The organism is Lelliottia sp. CFBP8978 (assembly GCF_034046055.2).
Taxonomy (GTDB): Bacteria; Pseudomonadota; Gammaproteobacteria; order Enterobacterales; family Enterobacteriaceae; genus Enterobacter.
Map to the genome: position 1 here is coordinate 2,494,487 of NZ_CM188253.1, position 25,281 is coordinate 2,519,767.

Consider the following 25,281-nt stretch of genomic DNA (forward strand, 5'->3'; position numbering starts at 1 on the left):
GACAGGTTCCATTATGTTTTTTCACCATTTAATTATGTTTTTTTATTTATGTGACCGTGAGCGGGAATATTATTCAATAATGCAAAAATGACGCATCAGCGATCACAAATATAATGACAACAACCTGTATTAACAAATGAAATATATAACACCGAGGTTTATTAATCATATAAAAACATACAAATAATAAATATATTAACGCGTAGTATTCCCTTTTTGCGTGGTGGTAAAGAGTCTGGTTATGCAAAAAATGAGATATTCGACACACGAAGCCGACGATATTCGTCTAAGGTTTTCAGGTGATTGACGACAGCGGTCACGCTGTTCGCGATAAAAGGAGAAGAATCCATGACAAATGAAATGCGCCGTCCTGCCACTTTACCGCTTGCGCTTCGCATTGCCCTGGGGGGCGCACTGCTGGGCGCAGCCGCCCTCAGCTACGCCGACGACGCACCTGCCGTGCAAAAGCAGTCGCCGGATATTCTGCTCGGCCCGCTTTTTAGCGATGTGCAAAGCGCCAAATTATTCCCGGATCAAAAAACCTTCGCTGACGCGGTGCCCAAAAGCGATCCGCTGATGATCCTGGCCGATTACCGGATGCAACATCGTCAGTCTGGTTTTGACCTGCGCCATTTTGTCGAGATGAACTTCACCCTGCCGGGCGAAGGCGAAAAATATGTGCCGCCCGCCGGGCAAAGCTTGCGGGAACATATCGACGGTTTGTGGCCCGTATTGACACGCACTACCGACACGGCCGCAAAATGGGACTCTCTGCTGCCGCTGCCTGAGCCTTACGTCGTGCCGGGCGGTCGTTTCCGCGAAGTCTATTACTGGGATAGCTACTTCACGATGCTGGGGCTGGCGGAGAGCGGTCACTGGGACAAGATCAGCGATATGGTCGCGAACTTTGGCTATGAGATTGACACCTGGGGCCATATTCCCAACGGCAACCGCAGCTACTATTTAAGCCGCTCGCAGCCGCCTTTCTTCGCCTTAATGGTTGAGTTATTGGCCACCCATGACAGCGATGCGCTGCAAAAATACCGCCCGCAGATGGAAAAAGAGTACGCCTACTGGATGGAGGGCGTCGAGGCACTCCAGCCGGGCCAGGCGAATAAACGTGTGGTCAAACTGGATGACGGGTCGATCCTGAATCGCTACTGGGACGATCGCGATACGCCGCGCCCGGAATCCTGGCTCGATGACGTCACGACCGCTAAAAACAACCCGAATCGCCCGGCGACCGAGATTTACCGCGATCTGCGTTCAGCGGCCGCCTCCGGCTGGGACTTTAGCTCCCGCTGGATGGACGATCCGCAAAAACTGGGCACAATCCGCACCACCAGCATTGTTCCCGTCGATTTGAACGCGCTGATGTTCAAAATGGAAAAACTGCTGGCCAAAGCAAGCCAGGCAGCTGGCGATGCCGCCAGCGCAAACAGATATGAAACGCTGGCGACGTCGCGGCAGAAGGCGATGGAAAGTCACCTGTGGAATGAACAAGAGGGCTGGTACGCCGATTACGATCTGAAGAGCAAAAAAGTGCGTAATCAGCTTACCGCCGCTGCGCTCTTCCCGCTGTACGTCAGTGCCGCCTCGCAAGAACGTGCGGCTAAAGTGGCTAACGCCACCGCCACGCGCCTGTTAAAACCGGGTGGGATCACCACCACCACCATCAACAGCGGCCAGCAGTGGGATGCGCCAAACGGATGGGCGCCGTTGCAATGGGTAGCGGCAGAAGGCCTGCAAAACTACGGTCACAAAAAAGTGGCCATGGACGTCACCTGGCGCTTCCTGACCAACGTTCAGCATACCTACGATCGTGAACAGAAACTGGTGGAGAAGTATGATGTGTCAACGACCGGAACCGGCGGTGGCGGCGGCGAATATCCGTTGCAGGATGGATTCGGCTGGACCAACGGCGTGACGCTGAAGATGCTGGATTGGGTCTGCCCGAAAGAGAAACCGTGCGACAGTTTGCCATCCGCACAGCCAGCGGCAAACGATGAGCCTGCGCCGCAGCAGAGTGCAGCGCAGTAAAGTTGATACGGACTTTTCTCCCTCTCTCCAGTGGGGAGAGGAAGAAGTACGGATCAGAAGCTGTAACTTGCCCCAACCTGAACCGTGCGGTCGCGACCAATCCAACAGTTTGTCGCGTCGTAGCAGGTAAAGGTCTCTTTGTTGGTGATGTTCTGCGCGCTGGCTTTAAGCGTCAGTCCTGCCAGCGATGGCAGAATTTCACCCATCTGATAAGACGCCGCCAGATCGTACTGGGTTGTCCCCCCCAGTTTTCCCTGATCGTTGCCCGGCGCGATTTCCATCGGCCCGGTATAGCGGGCGCCGGCGCCCAGGTTCAGCCCCTTCAGCGGTGTGCTATCAAAGGTGTAATCGCCCCACAGATTAAACGCATTCTCCGGAACCTGCGTCGGACGTTTGCCCTGATACTTGTCATCTTCGGTGTTGATGGCGTGGGTATACGCATAGTTGGCAATCAACGTCACGTTATCCGTCGGACGGCTGATGACCGACAGTTCGGCCCCTTTAGATTCCACTTCCCCTGTCTGACGATAGTTGAGGAAACCGGGGTCGGTGGTCACGACATTCTTCTGGCGAATGTTAAACACCGACGCGGTAAAGGTCGTGGCGTACTCTTCCAGCAGATATTTCACCCCGCCCTCAACCTGTTTGCTGGTGGTGGGTTTAACGTCTTTTGCCGTCAGAGTGCCCTGCGGTGACACTGGCGCAAAACCTTCTGAATAGCTGATAAACGGCGAAATGCCGTTTTCAAACGCATAAAGCGCGCCGAGGCGTTTCGTAACGCGATCCTGCGATACCCACGCCTTTTCACCGTTTTGCAGGTAATCGGTGGTGACTGAGCGGTAGTCGTCATAACGCAGGCTGCCGAGCAAATTCAGCCCGCCGAATTCGATCTGATCCTGTAAGTAGTATCCATTTTGCTGATAGCTCAGGCGGTTTTTCTGCGCGGTGTAAAGCCCAAGATCGCCCTCGTTGACCTGTGAATAATCCGGGTGGCGCATATCAATACCCGGCGTATTCGCCGCGTAGCGATAGTGGAAGTGGGAATTCAGTTTCTGGTAGTCGAAGCCTGCCAGCAGGTGGTGCTTCCAGTCGCCCAGCGTGACCGTTTTGGTGACCTGGTTATCAATATTAACGCTTTTCAGATCTTCATCGGTGGTGTAGGCAAAGCGGTTAAGTTGCCCGACTTCAGCGCCCGGACCGGTGGAGTAGATGCTGCGCTGATGGGTGTCCACATCGAAATAGCGCGCTTTCTGATTAAAGCCCCAGCCATTATCGAATTCATGTTCAAAGCTGTAGCCCAGCATCCACTGACGCTGTTTAAACCCGCTCCACTCATCCCCCGCATAGTCACGGCGATCGGCGTATTTTGAGCGCAGCCAGGAGAGCGGAAGCGGATTAGATGGGGTCAGGCTTGGGCTGTTTTGCGCCAGTGCGTCGATTGTCAGGCGCGTTTGGCTGTCTGGCTGCCAGGTCACAGAGGGCGCAACCAGGTAATTCTCGGTGCGTGTGGTGTGCGGTTGATCGTCGCCTTCCACCGCTTTACCGAGTAAACGATAGTTCCAGTCGCTGTCCGCAATTTGTCCGGTGGAATCGAGATAGCCTTCTTTCAGATTGCGCGTCCCGGTGTTGAAACCCACTTCGGTGTGCGGCGTTTTTTGCGGTTTTTTACCCTGAATATTCACCAGTCCGCCAGGAGAACCGCCGCCATAGAGCACCGACGCGGGCCCTTTGAGAATATCCACGCTGTCAATCAGCAGGGGATCGATGCGCGCTTTGGTGTTCCCGGTGACGTTATAGGGCAGCTGAAGTCCGTTGTAATACTCTTGCTCAACGGTGAAACCGCGAATTTTATATTCGCTCATATACGAGGTGTTGCCGCGCACTTCGGTCGAGACGCCCGGGGCGTAGCGCAGGATTTCATTGACCGAGTTAGCATGGCGCAGTTCGATATCAGTCGCGGAAATCGTATTGATGACCTGTGGGGTTTTACTCTCCGCAACGGCGGATTTGGTCGCGCTGTTTGTCCACATCGGGAGCGCACTGCCCTGTTCCGAATCGGTGACCACGATGGTGGACTCTTGCGCCAGCGCCGAGCCGTTTAATGCCAGTGTAACCGCGCCTGCTAACGCACAAATCGCAAACTTTGAGGTGTTCATATTGTCGTCTTATTATGAGCTGATACCAAGAACGACAATTATTATCATTTCGATTTACAAAGCAATATCACTATCAAAAAAAACGGCCCTCAGAGAGAGCCGTTTCTGTGTGTTTATGCGCGCCTGAGTAATCTGAATACCGCAAGCACAACAATTGCGCCCACCACAGCGACCAGGAAACTGTGCAGGTTAAAGCCACTAATACTGCCTCCGACGCCAAACATCGTCGCCAGCCAGCCTCCGACAACTGCCCCAATAACCCCAAGGACACAGGTCAGAATGAAGCCGCCACCATCCCGTCCAGGCATGATGAATTTTGCAATGACGCCGGCAATCAGACCAAAAACAATCCAGGCGATGATACCCATAGCGATGCCCTCTTGCAGATTAAACGCATGCGCCGAAAAATCCTCCCGCGCAAGTGATCTAAGTATAGGACAAGGCGCTAAAACTGTTTTTTCTCACCGACTTAATTACCTCTCATTTTTAAAAAAAACTCACCGGTTTGTATTAAGTTCCGCCCGCCTTTGCCGATACTGCAATGACGATCTATCAGATATTCGAGGAGCCATTCGGCGTGAGTCATTACAGTGAGCAGTTCCTGAAGCAAAATCCGCTGGCTGTATTAGGGGTATTACGCGACCTGCACAAGGGTGAAGTGCCTGTGCGCATCAGTTGGTCTACGAATCAGTTTATCAGCAAGATCCTTGAAGCCACGCCGGAGCGTCTGGTGATCGACCTGGGCAGTCAGGAGTATGAAAATCGGGCGATACTGCGCGCAGAAAACATCTCCGTGCTGGCGGAAACCCGGGGGGCAAAAGTCGAATTTGTCCTGCCTCGCGTGGAACAGGGTAATTATCTCAGTTTGCCAGCGTTTATTACCACGTTGCCGGACAGCCTGTGGTTTGTACAGCGTCGCGAATATTTCCGTATCAACGCCCCGCTTCACCCGCCCTATTTCTGTAAGGCCAAAATGCCGGATAAAAAAGAGATCCGCTTCCGCCTGTTCGATCTCTCGTTAGGGGGAATGGGCGCGCTGATGGATACGCCAAGGCCGGAAGGACTGGTTGAAGGGATGCGTTTTTCACAGATTGAGCTGGATATGGGCGGCTGGGGGCGGTTTTACTTTGACGCGCAGCTGATTGCCATTAGCGAACGCAAAGTCGTGGACAGCAAAAACGAAACCATTACCACACCGCGACTGAGCTTCCGCTTTCTGAATGTCGGACCGGGTCCGGAGCGTGAGCTTCAGCGCATTATTTTCTCGCTGGAACGAGAAGCGCGCGAACGCGCGAATAAAGTTCTCTGAGCGACGCCGGACAGCCAGGCGCTGTCCGGCAACGGCATTACATGGCGTCCATGGCTTTCTGGACTTTCCAGATATAGCGAGGCGCCTGTGGTGCCGGATGATTCTTCACGACGTGATCGAAGAACTCGTCTTTGTCCATCCCGTTAATCTCCTCAATGGCCTCTTTACGATCCGATGAGAAGGTGCGCAACAGCGCGCCAGCCCCGTTCACATAAGAGACCACCAGCGCATATTGCATCACTTCCGGATCCTCGATGCCTTTCAGGATGCCATGCTCCAGAATACTCAAATACGCGGTGCCCATTGAGATATTCCGTTCCGGGTTTTTCAGTTCGCTGGTGGACGGTTGCCCGCTCCAGCCCATATAACGATAGACTTCCCGCCCTGCCGTAGAGGCTTTAAGCTGCATTAAGCCGACCGCATTCGATTTACTCACCAGCGAAGGATTCCCCCCGGATTCTACCGCAATTATCGCCGTGACCAGCCGCGGGCTGACGCCCCATGCCTTTCCGGCTTTTTCGCTGATCGGCATCCACTGCATCGCACGTTTCACAGGAACTTCCGGATTCCACGGCGGATTTTGGTAGTCCTGTTTTGAACTACAGCCAGCCAGCAACACCATCAAAAAGGCAAACCATCTCAATTTCACGTCATCTATCCTTATAGCCGATCATCGCGGTTACGCATCCGCCCCTTGAAGCAGACAGCATACAGGCGGCATGATATAGGCATTTAGTTTCTCATTCAGCAAGGAATTGCCATGTCTCAGTTTCATCTGATCGCCCCTTCCGGCTACTGCATCAACCAGGACGCCGCCTGGCGCGGTGTTGAGCGTTTAGAGGCGTCCGGCCATCGGGTGGCGAATCAGACGATCATCCCCCGCCGTCTGCAGCGTTTTGCTGGTACCGAGCAGCAAAGAGTGGCTGATATCAACGATCTGGTCACCCTGGCGGGCAAAAACCAGATTATTCTGGCAGTGCGCGGCGGCTACGGCGCGAGTCGTTTACTGGAAACCATCGACTGGGCGAGACTGGCAAAACGCCAGCAGCGCGATCCACTGCTGATTTGCGGGCATAGCGATTTTACGGCGATTCAACTCGGGCTGCTGGCGTTGCACAACGTCATTACCTTTAGCGGCCCGATGCTGGCGGGTAATTTCGGCGCACCTACGCTGGATGATTTTACCCAGACGCATTTCTGGCGCGCGTTGCAAAACGACTCCTTCAGCATTGAGTGGCAGGGCGACGGTCCGCAATGCGACTGCGAGGGCCAGCTGTGGGGGGGCAATCTGGCGATGCTGGTGTCGCTTATCGGCACGCCATGGTTACCCAATATTGAGAACGGCATTCTGGTGCTGGAGGATATCAACGAGCATCCGTTCCGCGTCGAGCGGATGTTACTGCAACTGCTCCACGCCGGCGTTCTCTCGCGCCAGCGGGCGATTGTGCTGGGCAGTTTTAGTGGCGCGACGCCGAACGATTACGATGCCGGGTACACGCTGGAAACGATGATCGATTACCTGCGCTCACGCGTGACTGTTCCGGTGATCGGCGGCCTGTCATTTGGTCATGAACAGCAAACTGTCACCCTTCCGCTCGGGGCGCAGGCGACGCTGACCCACAAAACGGGCGAGAGCCGGTTAACAATCAGCGGCCATCCGGTCATAAAGGCATAAAAAACCAATCAAACCACCTCAATTAAACGCTGTTTCTGTCGTTAATATGGTAGGGTTTTATTATCAGTAACAACATTGAGGTGGGAGTAAGACAACATTGGATGCCGCAGCGATAATCAGTCTTTTCATTCTGGGTTCGGTATTAGTAACCTGTAGTATTTTATTAAGTTCATTTTCCTCGCGTCTCGGCATACCCATCCTTGTTATCTTTCTGGCCATTGGCATGCTCGCGGGCATTGATGGCATCGGCGGTATCCCTTTCGATAATTACCCCTTCGCCTACATGGTGAGTAACCTCGCGCTGGCGGTCATTTTGCTTGATGGCGGAATGCGCACGCAGGCCAGCTCCTTCCGGGTGGCATTGGGTCCGGCGCTGTCACTGGCGACGGTTGGCGTGCTGATCACCTCCGGGCTGACCGGCATGATGGCCGCCTGGCTGTTTCACCTGAATATTATGGAAGGGTTGCTCATCGGGGCGATTGTCGGTTCAACCGACGCAGCCGCGGTGTTCTCTCTGCTTGGCGGTAAAGGGCTGAACGAGCGTGTCGGCTCGACGCTGGAAATCGAATCCGGCAGCAACGATCCGATGGCGGTATTTCTCACCATTACGCTGATTGAGATGATTCAGCAGCACGAAACCGGCTTAAGCTGGATGTTTGCCTGGCATATTCTGCAGCAGTTTGGCCTGGGGATCCTGATCGGCTTGTCAGGAGGCTATCTCCTGCAGCAGATGATCAACCGTATCTCACTGCCGGCGGGTCTCTACCCGTTGCTGGCGCTGAGCGGCGGTATTCTGATCTTCGCCCTCACCACCGCAATGGACGGCAGCGGCATATTAGCCGTCTACCTGTGCGGCTTCCTGCTGGGTAATCGTCCTATTCGTAACCGTCATGCTATTTTGCAGAACTTTGACGGGCTGGCCTGGCTGGCGCAAATCGGCATGTTCCTGGTGCTGGGCCTGCTGGTCACCCCATCCGATCTGCTGCCTATTGCCGTTCCGGCGCTGATCCTGTCGGCGTGGATGATTTTCTTTGCCCGTCCGTTGTCCGTTTTTGCCGGTCTGCTGCCGTTTCGCGGGTTTAATCTTCGCGAGCGCATCTTTATCAGTTGGGTGGGACTCCGCGGCGCGGTGCCAATCATTCTTGCCGTCTTCCCGATGATGGCGGGACTGGATAACGCACGGCTGTTCTTTAACGTGGCGTTTTTCGTGGTGCTGGTGTCGCTCCTGTTCCAGGGCACGTCGCTCGGATGGGCTGCGAAAAAGGCCAAAGTCGTCGTTCCGCCGGTCGGATTACCCGTGTCGCGCGTCGGGCTGGATATTCATCCGGAAAACCCGTGGGAGCAGTTCGTCTACCAGCTGAGCGCCGATAAATGGTGCGTAGGTGCGTCGCTGCGCGACCTGCATATGCCAACGGAAACGCGGATTGCAGCGCTATTCCGCGATAACGCCCTGCTTCATCCGACGGGCAGTACGCGCCTGCGCGAAGGCGATATCCTGTGCGTGATTGGCCGCGAAACCGATTTACCCGCGCTGGGTAAGCTGTTCAGCCAGTCGCCGCCGGTCGCGCTGGATCAACGCTTCTTTGGTGATTTTATTCTGGAAGCCAGTGCTAAGTTTGCCGATGTAGCGCTCATTTATGGTCTTGATGAGGGTCTGGAGTATCGCGACAAGCAGCAAACCCTGGGTGAGATCATCCAGCAGCTCCTGGGCGCCGCCCCGGTAGTCGGTGACCAGGTGGAGTTTGCAGGCATGATCTGGACCGTTGCCGAGAAAGAAGATAACGCCGTGCGTAAAGTTGGCGTACGCCCGATGGAAGACGAATCAGAGTAACGTTTACTGTGCGCGGCCCCCTCTCCCTGGGAGAGGGGATCCAGCAAGCGAAAAATATTTTAGACCCTGTCAGGTCAGCCAAAGCAGAAGGCAAGGGCTTCCCACTGGACTGGCCGGTGGCGGCACAATATCTTAAAAATGAACCTGTTTTGAGCGGCGACCGACGCAGAAATGAAATAAGGGTGAGGAGTCTAAGGAGATGATGAGATGTTTTTCGCTGTGCATCTTTGGCGTGGTGCTGTCCGTTTTAGCGATAAACAGTCATGCTGAATTATATTCAGCGACCATTATCAAAAACAATGATGTGGATGCATGCACCGACAAAAACGGTGATATTAACAGTGAGTGTCTGGGTTCATTAAGTAAACGAACAGAAAAAGAGTTAAATGACGAATACCAGAATAAATTAAAAGAGATTTCAAATAACGATGACAACCAATGGTGGATGGGCGATAAAGAGCGACGCGAAGAGATGAAGAAATCATTTATTCTTAGTCAATCATTGTGGCTCAAGTATCGCCAGGCCTATTGCCAGGCTGCCAGCGCAGGGGCTGAAGGTGTTGATGGCTACGGCTCAATAGCTTTAAGCTGCCAGGTCAATATGGCAATCAGGCGTATAGAAGAAATCAGGATGGTACATCCCGATCTTTCAGAGGGCTGAAGGTTACTCACTCTTTCTTTCCCCTGGCCGTTATCCATTAATACGGCTGGACTGCAGGACCCGCAGAGAGCACACGCTAAAAAGGCAACCTGACGGTTGCCTTTTGCTTATGGTCCGTTACACCGTCACAACGGGGACTCTTGGCGCGAGTGCGGTCAATAGTTCATACCCCACCGTTCCTGCCGCGGAGGCTACATCGTCCACTTTCACCTCATTACCCCACAGTTCGACCGGCGAGCCGATACCGGCCTGCGGGCAAGGGGTTAAATCCACCGCCATCATATCCATTGAAATCGTGCCAACGGTGCCGGTACGCACGCCATCGACCCACACGGGCGTGCCGGTTGGCGCGAGACGTGGATAGCCGTCAGCATATCCGCCCGCCACAATGCCAATGCGCTGTTCACCGGTCGAACGATAGCGGCTGCCATAGCCCACCGTGTCGCCAGCTTTTAGCGTTTGAATACCGATAATTTCACTGCGCAGCGTCATAACGGGTTTCAGCCCGCTGTTGGCAATGTCCTGCCACTGACCGGACGGCGACGCGCCATAGAGGATGATTCCCGGGCGCACCCAGTCGTAATGGGCCTCTGGATGCCAGAGCGTCGCCGCGGAGTTCGACAGCGAGCGAGGGCATTCCAGCCCCTCCGCGGCTTGTTCGATACGCACCATAGCATCCGCGATCCCTTCCGGCTTCTCGGCGTCAGCGAAGTGGGCCATCAGGGTCATTTCACTGACGTTTTTCAGGGCGCGAAGTTGCTGCCAGACCGTATGGACGCGGTCAGGCTGGAAGCCAAGGCGATTCATACCGCTGTTGACTTTGAGATAGATATCCAGCGGCGCCTGCAGTTTTGCATTTTGTAGCGCTTTTATCTGCCAGTTGCTGTGAATGCTGGTCGTGAGGCGATATTTGTCCAGCAGCGGGAGTTCATCGGCGTGGAAGAACCCTTCCAGCAGCAGAATCGGCCCTTTCCAGCCGCGCTCGCGCAGCAGAATCGCTTCTTCCAGATTAAGCAAGGCAAAACCGTCTGTGGCGTTCAGCGCACTCCAGATGGACTCAATTCCGTGGCCGTAGCCGTTGGCTTTCACCACCGACCATACGCGAGAGCCTGGCGCAGCACGGCGGACAATTTGCAGGTTATTTTTCAGGGCCTGCAAATCCAGCTGAGCCAGAATAGGACGTGACATGACGACTCCTTGTTAATTATGCGCGCCATGCAGATGCTGCGGGCGAGAAGGCGAAAAACCAGATTGATAGCGCGCGGCGCTTAAATCATCAAACGGAATCGCCGGGGTTCGGCCCGAGATCAAATCGCTGAGCAATTGTCCTGATCCGCAGGCCATCGTCCAGCCAAGGGTGCCATGCCCGGTGTTGGTCCATAAGTTCCTGAACGGCGTACGACCCACAATCGGCGTGCCGTCCGGCGTCATTGGACGCAATCCGGTCCAGAATGTGGCCTCTTCGACCAACCCGCCGCGCGGGAAGAGATCGCGAACCACCATCTCCAGCGTCTCGCGGCGCGGTTGCAGCAATTCCGTGTTAAAGCCCACGATTTCAGCCATCCCCCCCACCCTAATACGGTTATCAAAGCGGGTAATGGCGATTTTGTAGGTTTCATCAAGGATAGTTGAAACTGGCGCTCCGCTGTCCTCTTTCACCGGAATGGTGAGCGAGTAGCCCTTCAGGGGGTAGACAGGGATATCGAGAATGCCTTTCAGCATCGCCGTGGAGTAAGAGCCGAAGGCCATCACATAGGCATCAGCTTTGATCACTTCATCGCCGCATTTCACGCCGTAGATTTTCTCGCCTTCGTATAACAGCTTGTCGACAGAGGTGTTATAGCGGAACGTGACGCCGGCCTGTTCCGCCATCTGCGCCAGACGTTGGGTAAAGAGCTGGCAGTCGCCGGTTTCATCATTGGGGAGACGTAGCCCGCCCGTTAACTTATGCGAGACCTCCGCCAGTGCGGGTTCGACCTGCGCAAGCTGGCTTGCCTCAAGCAGTTGATACGGCACGCCGGCGTCTTCCAGCACGGCAATATCGCGGGTGGCGTTTTCATACTGCTGGGCCGTACGGAACAGCTGTAACGTGCCGCCCTGACGCCCTTCATACTCGATGCCGGTGGAGCTGCGCAGCGCTTTGAGGCAGTCGCGGCTGTATTCCGCAAGCCGCACCATTCGCCCTTTGTTTTCCATGTAATGTCGGGTGTCGCAGTTGCGCAGCATCTGCCACATCCATTTGAGCTGAAACTGCGTGCCATCGAGGCTTATCGCCAGCGGCGCATGGCGCTGGAACATCCATTTAATCGCTTTCAGCGGGACACCCGGCGCAGCCCATGGTGCTGCATACCCGGGGGAGATCTGCCCGGCATTCGCCGCGCTGGTTTCAAGTGCCGGACCGGCTTCACGATCGATGACCGTCACTTCATGCCCGGCCTGACTCAGATACCAGGCGCTGGTTACGCCAACGACACCGCTTCCCAGTATGACAACACGCATAGTCACTCCATTATGTGCAAAAGAACAATCTTCTAATTACAGATTGATAACCTAGTTGAAAATATTATTCAACATACGACTTTTTTATGGTGACTTACCTCACACCTCCCCTACGCCAGGGCGACAGGGCTTATTTGGGATCTCCTGCTGCGCGTTATTTTTAACCAGCACAAAATTCTGTATCACATCCTTTTTATGCGGTATCAAAAACGGGAAATCGCAAAGAAAAAAATTTCTGCGCCAGCACGCTTTTGAATGCGTTGTTCTATGCTTGAAATGAGGCTCTCCAGACAGAGAGGGCTCCCAACAATGAGGGCGCGCTAATGGCTACAATTGACCCCATGAACAAGGACAGCACACGTCTGAGCGATGGACCCGACTGGACCTTTGAATTGCTGGATGTCTACCTGGCAGAAATTGACCGGGTAGCGAAACTGTATCGCCTGGATACCTATCCTCACCAGATCGAAGTGATTACCTCAGAACAGATGATGGATGCCTATTCCAGCATCGGGATGCCGATTAACTATCCGCACTGGTCATTCGGCAAAAAATTCATCGAGACCGAGCGCCTCTACAAACACGGCCAGCAGGGGCTGGCATACGAGATCGTCATCAACTCCAATCCGTGTATCGCCTATCTGATGGAGGAGAACACCATCACGATGCAGGCGCTGGTGATGGCGCATGCCTGCTATGGGCATAACTCATTCTTCAAAAATAACTATCTGTTCCGCAGCTGGACCGATGCCAGCTCGATTGTCGATTATCTGATTTTCGCCCGTAAATACATTACCGAATGTGAAGAGCGCTACGGTGTGGACGAAGTAGAGAAACTGCTCGACTCCTGCCATGCGCTGATGAATTACGGCGTGGATCGCTACAAACGCCCGCAAAAAATCTCCCTGCAGGAGGAGAAAGCTCGCCAGAAAAGTCGCGAGGAGTATCTGCAAAGCCAGGTGAACATGCTGTGGCGAACCCTGCCAAAACGCGAGGAGGAGAAGACCGTCGCCGAGGCACGCCGCTACCCCTCCGAACCGCAGGAGAACTTGCTCTATTTTATGGAAAAAAATGCGCCGCTACTGGAGCCGTGGCAGCGTGAGATTTTGCGCATTGTGCGTAAGGTGAGTCAGTATTTCTACCCGCAAAAACAGACTCAGGTGATGAACGAAGGCTGGGCAACCTTCTGGCATTACACCATCCTTAACCATCTGTATGACGAAGGGAAAGTGACCGAGCGGTTTATGCTCGAGTTCCTGCACAGCCATACCAACGTGGTGTTTCAGCCGCCGTATAACAGCCCGTGGTACAGCGGTATTAATCCGTATGCGCTGGGCTTTGCGATGTTCCAGGACATCAAACGCATCTGCCAGTCGCCGACGGATGAAGACAAATACTGGTTCCCGGATATTGCGGGTTCCAACTGGCTCGACACCCTGCATTTCGCGATGCGCGACTTTAAAGATGAAAGCTTTATCAGCCAGTTTATGTCGCCAAAAATCATGCGTGATTTCCGCCTCTTCACCGTGCTCGATGACGACCGAAATAACTATCTCGAAATTTCGGCCATTCATAACGAGGAAGGGTATCGGGAGATCCGCTCGCGCCTCTCCTCCCAGTATAATCTGAGCAATCTGGAACCTAATATTCAGGTCTGGAATGTGGATTTACGCGGCGATCGCTCCCTCACCTTGCGTTATATTCCGCATAACCGCGCTCCGCTGGATAAAGGGCGTAAAGAGGTCCTTAAGCATGTTCATCGGCTGTGGGGCTTTGATGTGCTGATGGAGCAGCAAAACGAAGATGGTAGCGTGGAATTACTGGAGCGCTGCCCGGCCCGGCCAAACGCCCTGTAGCACAACGGTGGCGGGCAAAAAAAAGCCTCTCATTCGAGAGGCTTTTTACTGTCAGTGCCCGTGGATCGCTAAATCACCGGGCAGATTTTTTTGCATCCGATGCCAGATCTCGCCGCTGTCGCGGCCGTAGCGACGCACGGTTTCATAGACCTGATCGTGCAGGCCTTCGGTGCACAGTTCGCTCAGTTTATGATAGAAGCCCAGCGCCAGGCTGCGGGCTTCGGGATTGGCAAAATAATGGCGACCAATGCGCGTATACAGGCCTTTCATCCCGTTGAGGATCAGCCCGTAGATCGGGTTGCCAGAGGCAAATGCCAGACCACGGAAAATGTTGTAATCCAGCGCCGCGAAAGCATCCGCATGATCGTCAACGGCCGACGCCGTGGCGAGAACTTCCAGCGCTTTCTCCGGATGCTGGCGGAACGCGGTGCGGATAAAGATCGTGGAAATGTTGGTTCGTACCGACAGCAGGTTATCAATGAGCTGTGGAACGCTCTCGTGATCGAGACGTGCGAGCGTTTCAAGAATATTCAGACCCGACGTTTCCCAGAAGTTATTCACTTTGGTCGGTTTGCCGTGCTGAATCGTCAACCAGCCATCACGCGCCAGACGTTGCAGAACTTCGCGTAGAGTCGTACGAGTCACGCCAATTAGTTCAGAGAGTTCGCGTTCAGCAGGAAGAATGGTCCCTGGAGCAAAACGGTTATTCCAGATACTTTCAATGATGTACTCTTCAGCGAAACCCGCCGGGCTTTGCGCCTTTATGACCATAGTGAGATTTCCATTACACAGCTTTAACTAATGGACTCATCATACCAGAGGCTTGCAGACGCAGGTAGCGCGGCAAGAAGGGAAAAAAGGGATCGCCGTTTCATTTTTATCAAATACCCGTGCCTGGTCGGTGACCATTATTCCTCAATTATGTGCGTATAATAATGTTTTGCTTAACGTTGGCGGAGAAGGAAGTCTCTCGTGGAAATATCTTATGGCCGCGCTTTGTGGCGCAATTTTTTAGGCCAGTCTCCTGACTGGTATAAGCTGACATTGCTCTCTTTTTTGATTATTAATCCCCTGGTGTTTATTTTTCATCCGTTTGTTGCCGGATGGCTGCTGGTGGCAGAGTTTATCTTTACCCTGGCGATGGCGCTGAAATGCTATCCGCTCCTGCCTGGAGGGCTGCTGGCGATAGAGGCCGTGATGGTCGGCATGACCAGCGCGGAACGGGTGAAACACGAACTGGCCACCAATCTCGAAGTATTACTGTTACTGATGTTCATGGTGGCAGGTATTTATTTCATGAAACAGCTCTTGCTGTTTATCTTTACGCGGCTGTTGCTGAGCATTCGTTCCAAAACGGTACTGGCGCTCTCTTTTTGTCTTGCGGCCGCGTTTCTCTCGGCGTTTCTCGATGCCCTGACGGTCGTTGCGGTGGTCATTAGCGTGGCCGTCGGTTTTTACACTATCTATCACCGGGTCGCGTCGGCTCAGAACCATGACGATCTGCAGGACGACAGCCAGCTTGACGGGCAAAGACGTCAAACTCTGGAACAATTCCGCTCCTTTTTGCGCAGCCTGATGATGCACGCGGGGGTCGGGACTGCACTCGGCGGCGTCATGACGATGGTCGGCGAGCCGCAAAACCTGATTATCGCCAAAGCGGCCGGCTGGAATTTTACTGAATTTTTCCTGCGCGTCGCCCCGGTGAGTGTTCCGGTCTTCATCTGCGGTTTGATCACCTGCTTCCTGCTGGAAAAAACCAAAAGCTTTGGTTACGGCGCACAGCTCCCCAGCGCGGTGCGTGACATTCTGCAGGAGTACGATCTCAACAACCGCAGCCAGCTCACCCGTCAGGAGAAGCTGGCACTTATTGCGCAGGGCATTATTGGCGTCTGGCTGATTGTCGCGCTGGCATTTCACCTGGCGGAAGTGGGATTAATTGGCCTGTCGGTGATCATTCTGGCCACCTCTTTCACGGGCGTGACAGACGAACACGCCATTGGCAAAGCGTTTACGGAGGCGTTGCCTTTTACCGCCCTACTGGCCGTCTTTTTTGCCATCGTCGCGGTCATCATCGATCAGCAGCTTTTCTCGCCGTTGATTGAGTTTGTTCTACAGGCATCGCCCGATTCTCAGCTTTCCCTTTTCTATCTGTTCAATGGTCTGCTGTCGTCCATATCGGACAACGTTTTCGTCGGATCGGTCTATATCAACGAGGCCAAAGCGGCCCTGGAACACGGCGCTATTAGCATCAACCAGTTTGAGCTGCTGGCGGTGGCGATCAACACCGGCACCAATCTGCCATCTGTCGCCACGCCAAACGGTCAGGCGGCGTTTCTGTTCCTGCTGACTTCGGCACTTGCGCCGCTGATAAGACTTTCATATGGAAGAATGGTATGGATGGCGCTGCCTTATACGCTGGTCTTAACCCTCGTTGGCTTGCTGTGCGTCAAATTTACACTCATTCCTTATACGCAATGGTTAATGCAAATAGGTATACTGGCGGCGCATTAAGCCCCGGAAACCGGGTGGTTCGCCATCCGGTTTGACTTTCTGCATGATAAACATCCATTTACGCTTTATTTTGCCAGGAGCATCTGGCGCTTAAATCGTTTTGGTTTACACTGCGCTTTCTACGCCTGTCCCAGGGATATAATTATGTTGCGATATTTGAACCAGTGCTCTCGCGGTCGCGGAGCGTGGTTGTTGATGGCCCTGACCGCCTTTGCGCTGGAAATGGTAGCGCTTTGGTTCCAGCATGTGATGTTGCTGAAACCTTGTGTGTTGTGTATTTACGAACGTTGCGCGCTTTTCGGCATTATGGGCGCGGGGCTGGTCGGTGCCATTGCGCCGAAATCGCCTTTACGCTATGCCGGGATTGCCATCTGGCTGTACAGCGCCTGGAAAGGCATTGAGCTTGCCTGGCAGCACACCATGATGCAATTGCATCCGTCGCCGTTTTTGACCTGTGATTTTGCGGCGCGCTTCCCGAGCTGGTTACCGCTGGACAAATGGCTGCCGCAGGTGTTCGTCGCTTCCGGTGATTGTTCTGTGCGTCAGTGGGAATTTTTGACGCTGGAGATGCCGCAGTGGCTGGTGGGTATTTTTGTCGCCTACTTCGTGGTGGCGCTGCTGGTACTGATTGCCCAGCCCTTCAAACCGAAAAAACGCGATTTGTTTGGCAGGTAAGTCTTTTCCCTCTCTCTGTCGGAGAGGGCCGGGGTAAGGGCATCAGCCGCACAACCCCAACAAAAAACCCGCTCCGGCGGGTTTTTTGTTTATGCACGTTTGGGATGATTCAGAATATGATCTTCCCAGTCCTGCACTTCCGATTCTTTGACCGCAATATGGCGTACCGAAATACGTTCTCCATGCATCGCCGCTTTTGAACCCGTCAGCAGCGGATGCCAGTCCGGCAGCCCTTTCCCTTCCGCCAGCAGGCGATACGCACAGGTATGCGGCAGCCACTCAAAGGTGGGTAAATTATCGCGAGTCAGCTTGATGCAATCCGGCTCGTACTCGAAACGGCGCTCGTAGTTACGGCACTGGCAGGTCTTGATGTTCAGCTGTTTACAGGCAACGTTAGTGAAATAGATCTCGTCGGTGTCTTCATCCATCAGCTTATGCAGACAACACTGCCCGCAGCCGTCACACAGCGATTCCCACTCCACGTCGGTCATTTCGTCGAGAGTCTTGCTTTGCCAGAAAGGGATTTCGCTCATAGGGATGTCCACACGTCAGAAGAAAGCGCACCTTATAACGAGTCTGGCACGTGGATGCAAGTTTTGCCGCCGATAAAAAGGCGGCAACAGGATTTTACAGCACGCGAGTTTTCACCGACTGGCCGTTAAAACCGACTTCAAGCTCGTCACCGCTGGCGAGTGGTCCTACGCCTTCCGGGGTGCCGGTGAGAATGACATCGCCCGGTTTAAGGGTGAAGTAGCGGCTCATATAGGCGATTAGCGGCAGGATTTTATGGATCATATCCGCGGTACTGCCCTGCTGGCGTACATCGCCGTTAACCTTCAGGCTGAGCGGCGTATTTTGCGGGTCGGCGTTAAATTTTGCCGCCGGGATAAATCCGGAGATCGGGCATGAGTTATCAAACCCTTTCGCTTTTTCCCACGGTTGTCCGGCTTTCTTCATTTTGCCCTGGACATCACGCAGCGTCAGATCTAACGCGATACCGTAGCCTGCGATGGCTTTCTGTACATGCTCTTCCGAGGCCTGACGCAGCGTCGCGCCAATCAGCACCGCCAGCTCAACTTCATGATGGATCGACCCCAGGCCTTGTGGCAGCGCCAGCGGCTGACGGATATCGCAGAGTGCGGTTTCCGGCTTGATAAACAACACGGGTTCTTCTGGCACGGCACTGCCCATTTCCTGAATATGCTTCGCATAGTTACTGCCCACGCAGACCACTTTGCTCACAGGATAATCCAGTAATGCGCCTTGCCAGTTGTGATGTTGATACATGCTCGTCCCCTAAACGGTTGATATGTCACCCACGGCATTGACCGGGGTTATTTTTTCCCGCTACCTTCGAGATGCTGTTTTAATAAATTCTCTGGAGGTGGCGGAAGCTGTAAATAATAGCCCTGTTCTTTCAGCGCTGTTTTCACTTTTTCCAGATCGGCGTTCACCAGCTGTTTGCGACCATCCAGCGGCAGAAGCATCGCCAGCTGCGGCGTACCGAAGCCTTTCATCAACTCTTCAGGTACACGAGAAAAATCGTCTCTCTTTTCGACATAAAGATAAGTCTGGTCGCGTTTACTACTTTTATAGATCACACAAAACATGTTTTTACTCTGAATTAACGGGTGGTTGCTTGCCTCAATATACCAGTGACTATAACATGCCTGATACTCTTCGGAATATCGCAACGATTGTGCTGCGATTAACAGCAAATTGAGTAAGGCCAGGATGTCAAACACGCCCATCGAGCTTAAAGGCAGTAGCTTCACCTTATCAGTGGTTCATTTGCATGATGCAAAACCCGAGGTTATTCGTCAGGCGTTAGAAGACAAAATCGCTCAGGCGCCCGCTTTTTTGAAACATGCCCCTGTAGTCGTGAACGTCAGTGGCCTGCAAGCGCCTGTTAACTGGCAGCATCTTCAACAGGCTGTCTCCTCGACGGGGCTTCGTATCGTCGGGATTAGCGGCTGTAAAGATGCGCGACTGAAAGACGAAATTGAGCGCGCGGGTCTTCCTCTTCTCAATGAAGGTAAAGAAAAAACCACCCGTTCCGGGTCCAGGGATACACCAACTCCCCCACCGCCTGCGCAGAATGTTACACCTGTCACAAAAACGCGAATGATTGATGTGCCGGTTCGTTCCGGTCAACGCATTTATGCACCAAACTGTGATCTGATTGTTACAAGCCACGTTAGCGCTGGCGCTGAGCTGATTGCCGATGGCAATATCCATGTCTACGGTATGATGCGAGGTCGCGCTTTGGCCGGTGCCAGTGGCGATCGGGATGCGCAAATTTTTTGTACCCACCTGACGGCAGAACTGGTTTCTATCGCAGGGGAATATTGGCTGAGTGACAAAATTCCAGCCGAATTTTATGGCAAAGCGGCGCGTCTGCGTCTGGCAGAGAACGCTTTGACTGTTCAACCGTTGAATTGATCCCTTTTTAACAAGGAATTTCTATGGCACGCATTATTGTTGTGACTTCGGGTAAAGGAGGCGTTGGCAAGACCACCTCCAGCGCGGCCATCGCTACTGGTTTGGCCCAGAAGGGAAAGAAGACTGTTGTTATTGATTTCGATATTGGCCTGCGTAACCTCGACCTGATCATGGGCTGCGAGCGTCGCGTGGTTTACGATTTCGTCAACGTGATTCAGGGCGATGCCACGTTAAACCAGGCGCTGATCAAAGATAAGCGCACTGAGAACCTCTTTATTCTCCCCGCCTCTCAGACGCGTGATAAAGACGCACTGACCCGCGAAGGCGTGGAAAAAGTGCTCGACGAACTGAAGAAAATGGAGTTTGACTTCGTGGTCTGTGACTCCCCTGCGGGTATCGAGACCGGTGCGCTGATGGCACTCTATTTTGCCGATGAAGCAATCATCACCACCAACCCCGAAGTGTCGTCTGTGCGCGACTCCGACCGAATTCTGGGGATCCTCGCGTCCAAGTCCCGCCGTGCGGAGAATGGCCAGGACCCGATTAAAGAGCACCTGCTGCTAACCCGTTACAATCCGGGTCGCGTGAACAAAGGTGATATGCTGAGCATGGAAGACGTGCTCGAGATCCTGCGCATCAAACTGGTGGGTGTCATCCCGGAAGATCAATCCGTGTTGCGTGCCTCAAACCAGGGTGAGCCGGTGATCCTCGACACCATGGCAGACGCGGGTAAAGCCTACGCCGATACCGTTGATCGTCTGCTGGGAGAAGAACGTCCTTTCCGCTTCATTGAAGAAGAGAAGAAAGGTTTCCTCAAACGCCTGTTCGGAGGATAAGTTATGGCATTACTGGACTTTTTTCTCTCGCGGAAAAAAAGCACCGCCAACATCGCAAAAGAGCGACTGCAAATTATCGTCGCGGAACGTCGCCGCAGCGATGCTGAACCGCACTACTTGCCGCAGCTGCGCAAAGACATTCTGGAAGTGATTTGTAAATACGTACAGATCGACCCGGAAATGGTCACCGTGCAGCTGGAGCAGAAGGACGGAGATATTTCGATTCTGGAGCTGAACGTCACGCTGCCAGAAGCCGAAGAGTCACGTCCATAGCGATATGATCGTGTCAATGCCGGGTGGCGCTTCGCTCACCCGGCAAATTTCTTACTGCGGATAGTCTGCCAGCAGGGCTTTCAGACGTTCGCCCATCAACTCCCCGCGCCAGCCTGCAATCAGTTCCGGCAAGCCGTTTTGCGGTTTTAACTTCCAGTGCCAGTTCAGCAACTGATTGATCTGACGACGTGAAGCCAGCAGTTCCGGGCTCACTTTGTTTTCAGCCCCCACTTCCAGCACCAGCGCTTTGATATCTTTGAACGCTTTACGATAGCCAGGCATATCCATCAGATTCAGCAATGGCTCAGGCAGCTCGTCATCCGGCAGTTGTTGCGCTTTCGCCACCAGTGCGAGCAGCGTTTTACCGTGGAAACGGATCTCGCTCCCGGACAGACCAATGCTGTCCAGTTCGCCCATGCTGCCCGGCATATACCGCGCGACCGCCCAGAGATGCTCTTCACGCACCACAAAGTTGACCGCCAGATCGCGCTCGCGTGCTTTACGCAGACGCCAGTCGGCCAGCAGTTGCAGACAGGCAAGCTGACGCGTGCGTAGCTGCCAGGCATTGGTGATATCGCGCCAGGCGTCTTTCGGGTCGACCACTTCCTGACGGCGCTGCTGTGTCATTCGGCATTCGTTGAGCGCCGCATCCAGCCAGCCGGCTTCTTCCGCCTCTTTCATCAGCTGGCCACAAATCGGCAGCAGGTAAAATACATCAGCGGCGGCGTAGTCCAGTTGGCGTTCTGTCAGTGGACGCGCCAGCCAGTCGGTGCGTGATTCGCTCTTGTCCAGTGCAATCCCGGTGTACTCTTCCACCATGGCAGCAAATCCCCATGACAGCGGACGGCCTGAAAACGCAGCCAGAATTTGCGTATCAATTAAGGGCTCAGGCATCACGCCGAACGTGTTGAGGAACACTTCCAGATCTTCACTGCCGGCATGCAGATATTTGGTGACGGCTGTGTCGAGCAACAGTTCGCGCATCGGCGTCCAGTCGGTGATGCCCAGCGGATCGATCAGGGAGACCTTCTTCCCATCGTACATTTGGATCAAACCCAACTGCGGATAGTAGGTTCTCGTGCGGACAAACTCGGTATCCAGGGCGATGGCAGGAAAGTCGCGGGTGACATCGCACAGCGAAGCCAGTTCGTCGTTGCTTGTGATCATCTGGTAATTCAAAACGGTTTCTCTTTAGGTTGCGTCCATAAAAAACGCCGGCTAAACCGGCGTCCAGAACGACTCACTCGAAGCTTAAGCTTTATTGTCCACTTTGGCGCGCGCTTCGTCACGTAATTCTCGTCGTAATATCTTTCCGACGTTCGATTTTGGCAGTTCATCGCGGAACTCCACCAGCTTCGGCACTTTATAGCCTGTGAGCTGGCGACGACAGAAGGTAATCAGTTCATCCTCGGTGAGAGACGCCTCTTTTTTGACCACGAAGATTTTCACCGCTTCCCCGCTGCTGCCGGAAGGCACGCCAACCGCGGCCACTTCCTGCACGCCGTTATGCTGCATCACCACGTCTTCTATCTCGTTAGGATAAACGTTAAAACCGGAGACCAGAATCATGTCTTTCTTGCGGTCCACGATGCGTAAAAATCCTTCATCGTCCATCACTGCGATATCGCCGGTGTAAAGCCAGCCATCTTTGATGATCTCGTCCGTGGCGTCCGGACGCTGCCAGTAGCCCAGCATAACCTGCGGGCCTTTTACGCACAGTTCACCCGGCTCGCCATGCGGAACTTCATTGCCCTCGTCATCCACCAGCTTCGCTTCGGTCGATGGCACAGGCAGGCCAATGCTGCCGCTGTGATAATCAATATCGTGAGGATTAACGCTGACCAGCGGAGCACACTCCGTCAGGCCGTAGCCCTCAAGCAGATATTGTCCGGTCAGTTTGACCCAGCGTTCTGCCACCGCCTGTTGCACCGGCATTCCACCGCCTGCCGAGAGGTGCAGCGTCGAGAAATCCAGCTGCTGGAACTCTTTGTTGTTCAGTAAAGCATTAAAGAGCGTGTTCACGCCGGTCATCGCCGTGAACGGGTATTTCGCCAGCTCTTTGACCAGCCCCGGAATATCACGCGGGTTGGTGATCAGCAGGTTTTGTCCGCCGAGTTCGATGAACAGCAGGCAGTTCATGGTGAGCGCGAAAATGTGATACAGCGGCAGCGCCGTAACCACCAGCTCTTTGCCACGATGCAACAGCGGGCCATAGGTGGCATTGACCTGTTCAAGGTTCGCCAGCATGTTGCGGTGGGTCAGCATCGCACCTTTAGCCACGCCGGTCGTCCCGCCGGTGTATTGTAAAAAGGCCAGATCCTCTGCGACCACTTCCGGCTTCACGTATTGCATACGATAGCCGTTGTGCAAGGCACTGCGGAACGAGATTGCATCCGGCAGATGATATTTCGGCACCAGACGCTTAACGTATTTGACGACGAAGTTAACCAGTGTCCCTTTGGCCGTCGAAAGTTGATCGCCCATGCGGGTGAGGATAACGTGGCGAACCTGCGTTTTATCGACCACTTTTTCCAGGGTATGGGCGAAGTTGGAGACGATCACAATCGCCGCCGCGCCGCTGTCATTCAACTGATGCTCAAGCTCACGCGGCGTATACAGCGGGTTTACGTTTACCACGATCATGCCAGCACGCAAAATCCCGAACAGCGCGACCGGATACTGAAGGAGATTGGGCATCATCAGCGCCACGCGGTCCCCTTTCTTCAGGCCCAGTCCTTCCTGCAAATATGCGGCAAATGCCCGACTGCGCTCTTCGAGTTTGCGGAAGGTCATGACTTCGCCCATGTTCACAAACGCAGGCTGATCCGCATAGCGCGTGACGGAGTGCTCAAATAATTCAACCAGGGATTGATAACGGTCAGGATTGATCTCCGCAGGAACATCTGCGGGATAACGGTTAAGCCAAACCTTTTTCAATGCATCACCTCTGAAATGAGTGTTCGTCGTCATCACAACCCCGATAATAAACAGTTCGTTAACATTATATTAACTCAGCGTACCAGTTTATTAATTGTTCAGATTTAAGGTTGCGAAGCGCGTCACTCTTTTTTTTGTGTTATAGCCGTAAAAAACAGAGACAGCGGCTGAGCCGCTGTCTCTTATCTAATAAAAACAGTGAGTTATTCTGTAACGATTGTCTGAACCTGTGCCGGGCCTGGGTTATACCAGCCCCACCCACCGTAACCATAGCGGTAAGGATGAGGGCCCCAGAACCAGGGATCGATCGGCTGCGGCGGCATCATTACCTGCTGCGTCACGCGCCAGCGTTTATAACCCGTTGCCTGCATGGTCATAAATTTATAAGGCGTGTTGCCAATTTTCCCCTGCACAGTACCGGTAATCGGCCCAACGACCGTCACCAGTTGACCACGAAAATCAACCGGGTCGAGGAAACCGTTCACGTCGGCGTAAATACGCCCGCGGGAGGGTTCGCCCAGCTGAGGCCGTGCTCCGCTGTCCAGCGTCACTGTCGCAATTTCAAGGCGAGTTTTGCCCTGTTGGTTAGAGACTTCAACCACTTTACCGCCGAAGCGGGCTTCCTGGCCGACGTACAGCTCAGGCGCATTCATCACCCGCACCAGATCCTGCTGCGGAGTGGGACTGCTTCCCTTGATCGCGTCAGGTACAGTAACGCACCCACTTAACGCCACGGCCACAACGCCCGCCATGATAAGGCGTACAGCTTTAGTTTGAACCGCCATGATGCGACTCCCTTTTCTCAGTGCTTATTACTGAGATTCACGCCCTGCCCGGAAGTTTCTTCCAGGCCACCTCATTTCGTAAATAAACGGGTTCCGCCTGTTCAACGGCAACGGTTTTTCCCGCCGCCAGCGACTGACAGGCAACCGGCAGCATGTCTTCTGCGGCCGGGAGCAACACTTTGCCATCTACCAGCGTCAGACCGCTTTCGTTAGCCATCTCCGGCCAGGCTACCCACCCGGTTCCGACAGTAGCCCATTCACCAGAAAGATGCTTCAACCGTTCAGCAACAGCGTCCGGTTTGAGCACCGACTCGGTCTCTTCACCGTGCCAGATGCCCTGCTCATCACGGGTATATTCGGCCCAGTAGACCTCACCCATGCGCGCATCAATCGCCGCCAGCACGCGTGTAGCGCCGGTATTGCGCCATGCACCCTGCGCCATGGTGGCAAGCGTTGAGACACCAATCATCGGCAGATTAGCGCCCAGCGCCAGGCCTTGTGCAATGCCAATGCCAATACGCACGCCGGTAAAGCTGCCTGGCCCGCGGCCAAACGCCAGCGCGTCAAGTTCAGTTAAGGTGGTGTTGCCCTGGTGGAGGATCTCTTTCACCAGCGGCAGAATACGTTGGGTATGTTCCCGGGGGCACTCTTCAAAATGGGCAAAGAGGTTACCGTTATCCCACAGGGCAACGGAGCAGGCCTCTGTAGCGGTATCAATAGCCAGAATTCGCATGGGTCTCGCGCTCTCGCAATGGTCAGTCACAAAATGGCGCGCATCTTAGCACACTCCCCGGC

General features: G+C 54.0%; 24 protein-coding genes. 11 read left to right on the forward strand and 13 right to left on the reverse strand.

Features of this window, described 5'->3' with window-relative positions; genetic code table 11:
- The first annotated feature begins 360 nt into the window (after positions 1-360).
- Positions 361-2,040 (forward strand): alpha,alpha-trehalase, encoded by a 1,680-nt coding sequence (locus SOM82_RS11795; protein ID WP_320461126.1) that lies wholly within the window; start codon positions 361-363, stop codon positions 2,038-2,040.
- A 53-nt stretch (positions 2,041-2,093) separates the two neighbouring features.
- On the opposite strand, the gene SOM82_RS11800 is transcribed toward SOM82_RS11795, so the two are convergent.
- Both SOM82_RS11800 and SOM82_RS11805 read right to left on the reverse strand, forming a co-directional pair.
- A complete protein-coding gene (locus SOM82_RS11800) occupies positions 2,094-4,196 on the reverse strand; it encodes a TonB-dependent siderophore receptor (RefSeq protein WP_320461090.1) in 2,103 nt (700 codons plus the stop codon).
- A gap of 113 nt (positions 4,197-4,309) precedes the next feature.
- Positions 4,310-4,564, reverse strand: coding sequence for a GlsB/YeaQ/YmgE family stress response membrane protein (locus SOM82_RS11805; RefSeq protein WP_154125718.1), 255 nt, complete (start codon positions 4,562-4,564; stop codon positions 4,310-4,312).
- 209 nt (positions 4,565-4,773) lie between these two features.
- On the opposite strand from SOM82_RS11805, the gene ycgR reads away from it, so the two are divergent.
- Positions 4,774-5,505 carry a flagellar brake protein YcgR gene (gene ycgR, locus SOM82_RS11810; protein ID WP_320461089.1) on the forward strand — a complete coding sequence of 244 codons (732 nt, stop codon included), beginning with the start codon at positions 4,774-4,776 and terminating at the stop codon, positions 5,503-5,505.
- A 37-nt stretch (positions 5,506-5,542) separates the two neighbouring features.
- On the opposite strand, the gene emtA is transcribed toward ycgR, so the two are convergent.
- Entirely contained in the window at positions 5,543-6,154 is a 612-nt protein-coding gene (gene emtA / locus SOM82_RS11815) for a membrane-bound lytic murein transglycosylase EmtA (protein ID WP_320461088.1), read from the reverse strand.
- Between the two features lie 111 nt (positions 6,155-6,265).
- Here emtA and ldcA point away from each other — a divergent pair, with 111 nt between their 5' ends.
- The 3 genes from ldcA (at position 6,266) to SOM82_RS11830 (ending at position 9,672) form a co-directional block, all read left to right on the forward strand.
- On the forward strand, positions 6,266-7,180 hold the full coding sequence (gene ldcA / locus SOM82_RS11820; RefSeq protein ID WP_320461087.1) for a muramoyltetrapeptide carboxypeptidase: 915 nt from the start codon (positions 6,266-6,268) through the stop codon (positions 7,178-7,180).
- A 97-nt stretch (positions 7,181-7,277) separates the two neighbouring features.
- On the forward strand, positions 7,278-9,011 hold the full coding sequence (locus SOM82_RS11825; RefSeq protein WP_320461086.1) for a potassium/proton antiporter: 1,734 nt from the start codon (positions 7,278-7,280) through the stop codon (positions 9,009-9,011).
- A 199-nt stretch (positions 9,012-9,210) separates the two neighbouring features.
- The gene (locus SOM82_RS11830) at positions 9,211-9,672 is read left to right on the forward strand and encodes a lysozyme inhibitor LprI family protein (RefSeq protein ID WP_320461085.1); all 462 of its coding nucleotides are present in this window, start codon (positions 9,211-9,213) and stop codon (positions 9,670-9,672) included.
- A 117-nt stretch (positions 9,673-9,789) separates the two neighbouring features.
- Here the strand turns inward: SOM82_RS11830 and dadX are convergent, their stop codons facing one another.
- Positions 9,790-10,860: a catabolic alanine racemase DadX gene (dadX, locus tag SOM82_RS11835; RefSeq protein WP_320461084.1), complete on the reverse strand. Its 1,071-nt coding sequence runs from the start codon at positions 10,858-10,860 to the stop codon at positions 9,790-9,792.
- 12 nt (positions 10,861-10,872) lie between these two features.
- Entirely contained in the window at positions 10,873-12,171 is a 1,299-nt protein-coding gene (locus SOM82_RS11840) for a D-amino acid dehydrogenase (protein ID WP_320461083.1), read from the reverse strand.
- 323 nt (positions 12,172-12,494) lie between these two features.
- Between SOM82_RS11840 and SOM82_RS11845 the strand changes: the two genes are divergently transcribed.
- Positions 12,495-14,027, forward strand: coding sequence for a SpoVR family protein (locus SOM82_RS11845; protein WP_154125724.1), 1,533 nt, complete (start codon positions 12,495-12,497; stop codon positions 14,025-14,027).
- 51 nt (positions 14,028-14,078) lie between these two features.
- On the opposite strand, the gene fadR is transcribed toward SOM82_RS11845, so the two are convergent.
- Positions 14,079-14,798: a fatty acid metabolism transcriptional regulator FadR gene (gene fadR, locus SOM82_RS11850; RefSeq protein ID WP_320461082.1), complete on the reverse strand. Its 720-nt coding sequence runs from the start codon at positions 14,796-14,798 to the stop codon at positions 14,079-14,081.
- Between the two features lie 201 nt (positions 14,799-14,999).
- On the opposite strand from fadR, the gene nhaB reads away from it, so the two are divergent.
- Together nhaB and dsbB are read left to right on the forward strand one after the other, a co-directional pair.
- Positions 15,000-16,538: a sodium/proton antiporter NhaB gene (gene nhaB, locus SOM82_RS11855; RefSeq protein ID WP_320461081.1), complete on the forward strand. Its 1,539-nt coding sequence runs from the start codon at positions 15,000-15,002 to the stop codon at positions 16,536-16,538.
- 144 nt (positions 16,539-16,682) lie between these two features.
- Positions 16,683-17,213, forward strand: a complete 531-nt coding sequence (gene dsbB, locus SOM82_RS11860) for a disulfide bond formation protein DsbB (protein ID WP_154125726.1) — start codon at positions 16,683-16,685, stop codon at positions 17,211-17,213.
- A gap of 89 nt (positions 17,214-17,302) precedes the next feature.
- Here the strand turns inward: dsbB and ycgN are convergent, their stop codons facing one another.
- The 3 genes from ycgN to SOM82_RS11875 form a co-directional block, all read right to left on the reverse strand.
- On the reverse strand, positions 17,303-17,746 hold the full coding sequence (gene ycgN, locus SOM82_RS11865) for a cysteine cluster protein YcgN (protein ID WP_320461080.1): 444 nt from the start codon (positions 17,744-17,746) through the stop codon (positions 17,303-17,305).
- A gap of 94 nt (positions 17,747-17,840) precedes the next feature.
- Complete coding sequence (locus tag SOM82_RS11870; RefSeq protein WP_320461079.1) at positions 17,841-18,500, reverse strand: fumarylacetoacetate hydrolase family protein; 660 nt, start codon at positions 18,498-18,500, stop codon at positions 17,841-17,843.
- Positions 18,501-18,547: 47 nt separating this feature from the next.
- Entirely contained in the window at positions 18,548-18,823 is a 276-nt protein-coding gene (locus SOM82_RS11875; RefSeq protein ID WP_320461125.1) for a YcgL domain-containing protein, read from the reverse strand.
- A 124-nt stretch (positions 18,824-18,947) separates the two neighbouring features.
- On the opposite strand from SOM82_RS11875, the gene minC reads away from it, so the two are divergent.
- The 3 genes from minC to minE are packed head-to-tail and all read left to right on the forward strand — an operon-like array spanning position 18,948 to position 20,764.
- Complete coding sequence (gene minC, locus SOM82_RS11880) at positions 18,948-19,655, forward strand: septum site-determining protein MinC (RefSeq protein WP_320461078.1); 708 nt, start codon at positions 18,948-18,950, stop codon at positions 19,653-19,655.
- Between the two features lie 23 nt (positions 19,656-19,678).
- On the forward strand, positions 19,679-20,491 hold the full coding sequence (minD, locus tag SOM82_RS11885; RefSeq protein ID WP_100779834.1) for a septum site-determining protein MinD: 813 nt from the start codon (positions 19,679-19,681) through the stop codon (positions 20,489-20,491).
- A 3-nt stretch (positions 20,492-20,494) separates the two neighbouring features.
- Positions 20,495-20,764: a cell division topological specificity factor MinE gene (gene minE / locus SOM82_RS11890; RefSeq protein ID WP_010432714.1), complete on the forward strand. Its 270-nt coding sequence runs from the start codon at positions 20,495-20,497 to the stop codon at positions 20,762-20,764.
- Between the two features lie 51 nt (positions 20,765-20,815).
- On the opposite strand, the gene rnd is transcribed toward minE, so the two are convergent.
- The 4 genes from rnd to tsaB form a co-directional block, all read right to left on the reverse strand.
- A complete protein-coding gene (gene rnd, locus SOM82_RS11895) occupies positions 20,816-21,943 on the reverse strand; it encodes a ribonuclease D (protein WP_320461077.1) in 1,128 nt (375 codons plus the stop codon).
- Between the two features lie 72 nt (positions 21,944-22,015).
- A complete protein-coding gene (gene fadD, locus SOM82_RS11900; RefSeq protein ID WP_154125732.1) occupies positions 22,016-23,701 on the reverse strand; it encodes a long-chain-fatty-acid--CoA ligase FadD in 1,686 nt (561 codons plus the stop codon).
- Between the two features lie 203 nt (positions 23,702-23,904).
- Positions 23,905-24,486 (reverse strand): Slp/YeaY family lipoprotein, encoded by a 582-nt coding sequence (locus SOM82_RS11905; protein WP_154125733.1) that lies wholly within the window; start codon positions 24,484-24,486, stop codon positions 23,905-23,907.
- Positions 24,487-24,523: 37 nt separating this feature from the next.
- Positions 24,524-25,219 (reverse strand): tRNA (adenosine(37)-N6)-threonylcarbamoyltransferase complex dimerization subunit type 1 TsaB, encoded by a 696-nt coding sequence (gene tsaB, locus SOM82_RS11910; RefSeq protein ID WP_320461076.1) that lies wholly within the window; start codon positions 25,217-25,219, stop codon positions 24,524-24,526.
- Positions 25,220-25,281 lie beyond the last annotated feature (62 nt).

Bases quoted from the DNA above. Each gene is read 5' to 3' on its own strand.
- SOM82_RS11795 (WP_320461126.1), top strand. From the start codon at position 361: ATGCGCCGTCCTGCCACTTTACCGCTTGCGCTTCGCATTGCCCTGGGG.
- SOM82_RS11800 (WP_320461090.1), bottom strand. From the start codon at position 4,196: ATGAACACCTCAAAGTTTGCGATTTGTGCGTTAGCAGGCGCGGTTACA.
- SOM82_RS11805 (WP_154125718.1), bottom strand. From the start codon at position 4,564: ATGGGTATCATCGCCTGGATTGTTTTTGGTCTGATTGCCGGCGTCATT.
- ldcA (WP_320461087.1), top strand. From the start codon at position 6,266: ATGTCTCAGTTTCATCTGATCGCCCCTTCCGGCTACTGCATCAACCAG.
- SOM82_RS11830 (WP_320461085.1), top strand. From the start codon at position 9,211: ATGATGAGATGTTTTTCGCTGTGCATCTTTGGCGTGGTGCTGTCCGTT.
- dadX (WP_320461084.1), bottom strand. From the start codon at position 10,860: ATGTCACGTCCTATTCTGGCTCAGCTGGATTTGCAGGCCCTGAAAAAT.
- SOM82_RS11840 (WP_320461083.1), bottom strand. From the start codon at position 12,171: ATGCGTGTTGTCATACTGGGAAGCGGTGTCGTTGGCGTAACCAGCGCC.
- SOM82_RS11845 (WP_154125724.1), top strand. From the start codon at position 12,495: ATGGCTACAATTGACCCCATGAACAAGGACAGCACACGTCTGAGCGAT.
- fadR (WP_320461082.1), bottom strand. From the start codon at position 14,798: ATGGTCATAAAGGCGCAAAGCCCGGCGGGTTTCGCTGAAGAGTACATC.
- dsbB (WP_154125726.1), top strand. From the start codon at position 16,683: ATGTTGCGATATTTGAACCAGTGCTCTCGCGGTCGCGGAGCGTGGTTG.
- ycgN (WP_320461080.1), bottom strand. From the start codon at position 17,746: ATGAGCGAAATCCCTTTCTGGCAAAGCAAGACTCTCGACGAAATGACC.
- SOM82_RS11870 (WP_320461079.1), bottom strand. From the start codon at position 18,500: ATGTATCAACATCACAACTGGCAAGGCGCATTACTGGATTATCCTGTG.
- SOM82_RS11875 (WP_320461125.1), bottom strand. From the start codon at position 18,823: ATGTTTTGTGTGATCTATAAAAGTAGTAAACGCGACCAGACTTATCTT.
- minC (WP_320461078.1), top strand. From the start codon at position 18,948: ATGTCAAACACGCCCATCGAGCTTAAAGGCAGTAGCTTCACCTTATCA.
- minD (WP_100779834.1), top strand. From the start codon at position 19,679: ATGGCACGCATTATTGTTGTGACTTCGGGTAAAGGAGGCGTTGGCAAG.
- minE (WP_010432714.1), top strand. From the start codon at position 20,495: ATGGCATTACTGGACTTTTTTCTCTCGCGGAAAAAAAGCACCGCCAAC.
- SOM82_RS11905 (WP_154125733.1), bottom strand. From the start codon at position 24,486: ATGGCGGTTCAAACTAAAGCTGTACGCCTTATCATGGCGGGCGTTGTG.
- tsaB (WP_320461076.1), bottom strand. From the start codon at position 25,219: ATGCGAATTCTGGCTATTGATACCGCTACAGAGGCCTGCTCCGTTGCC.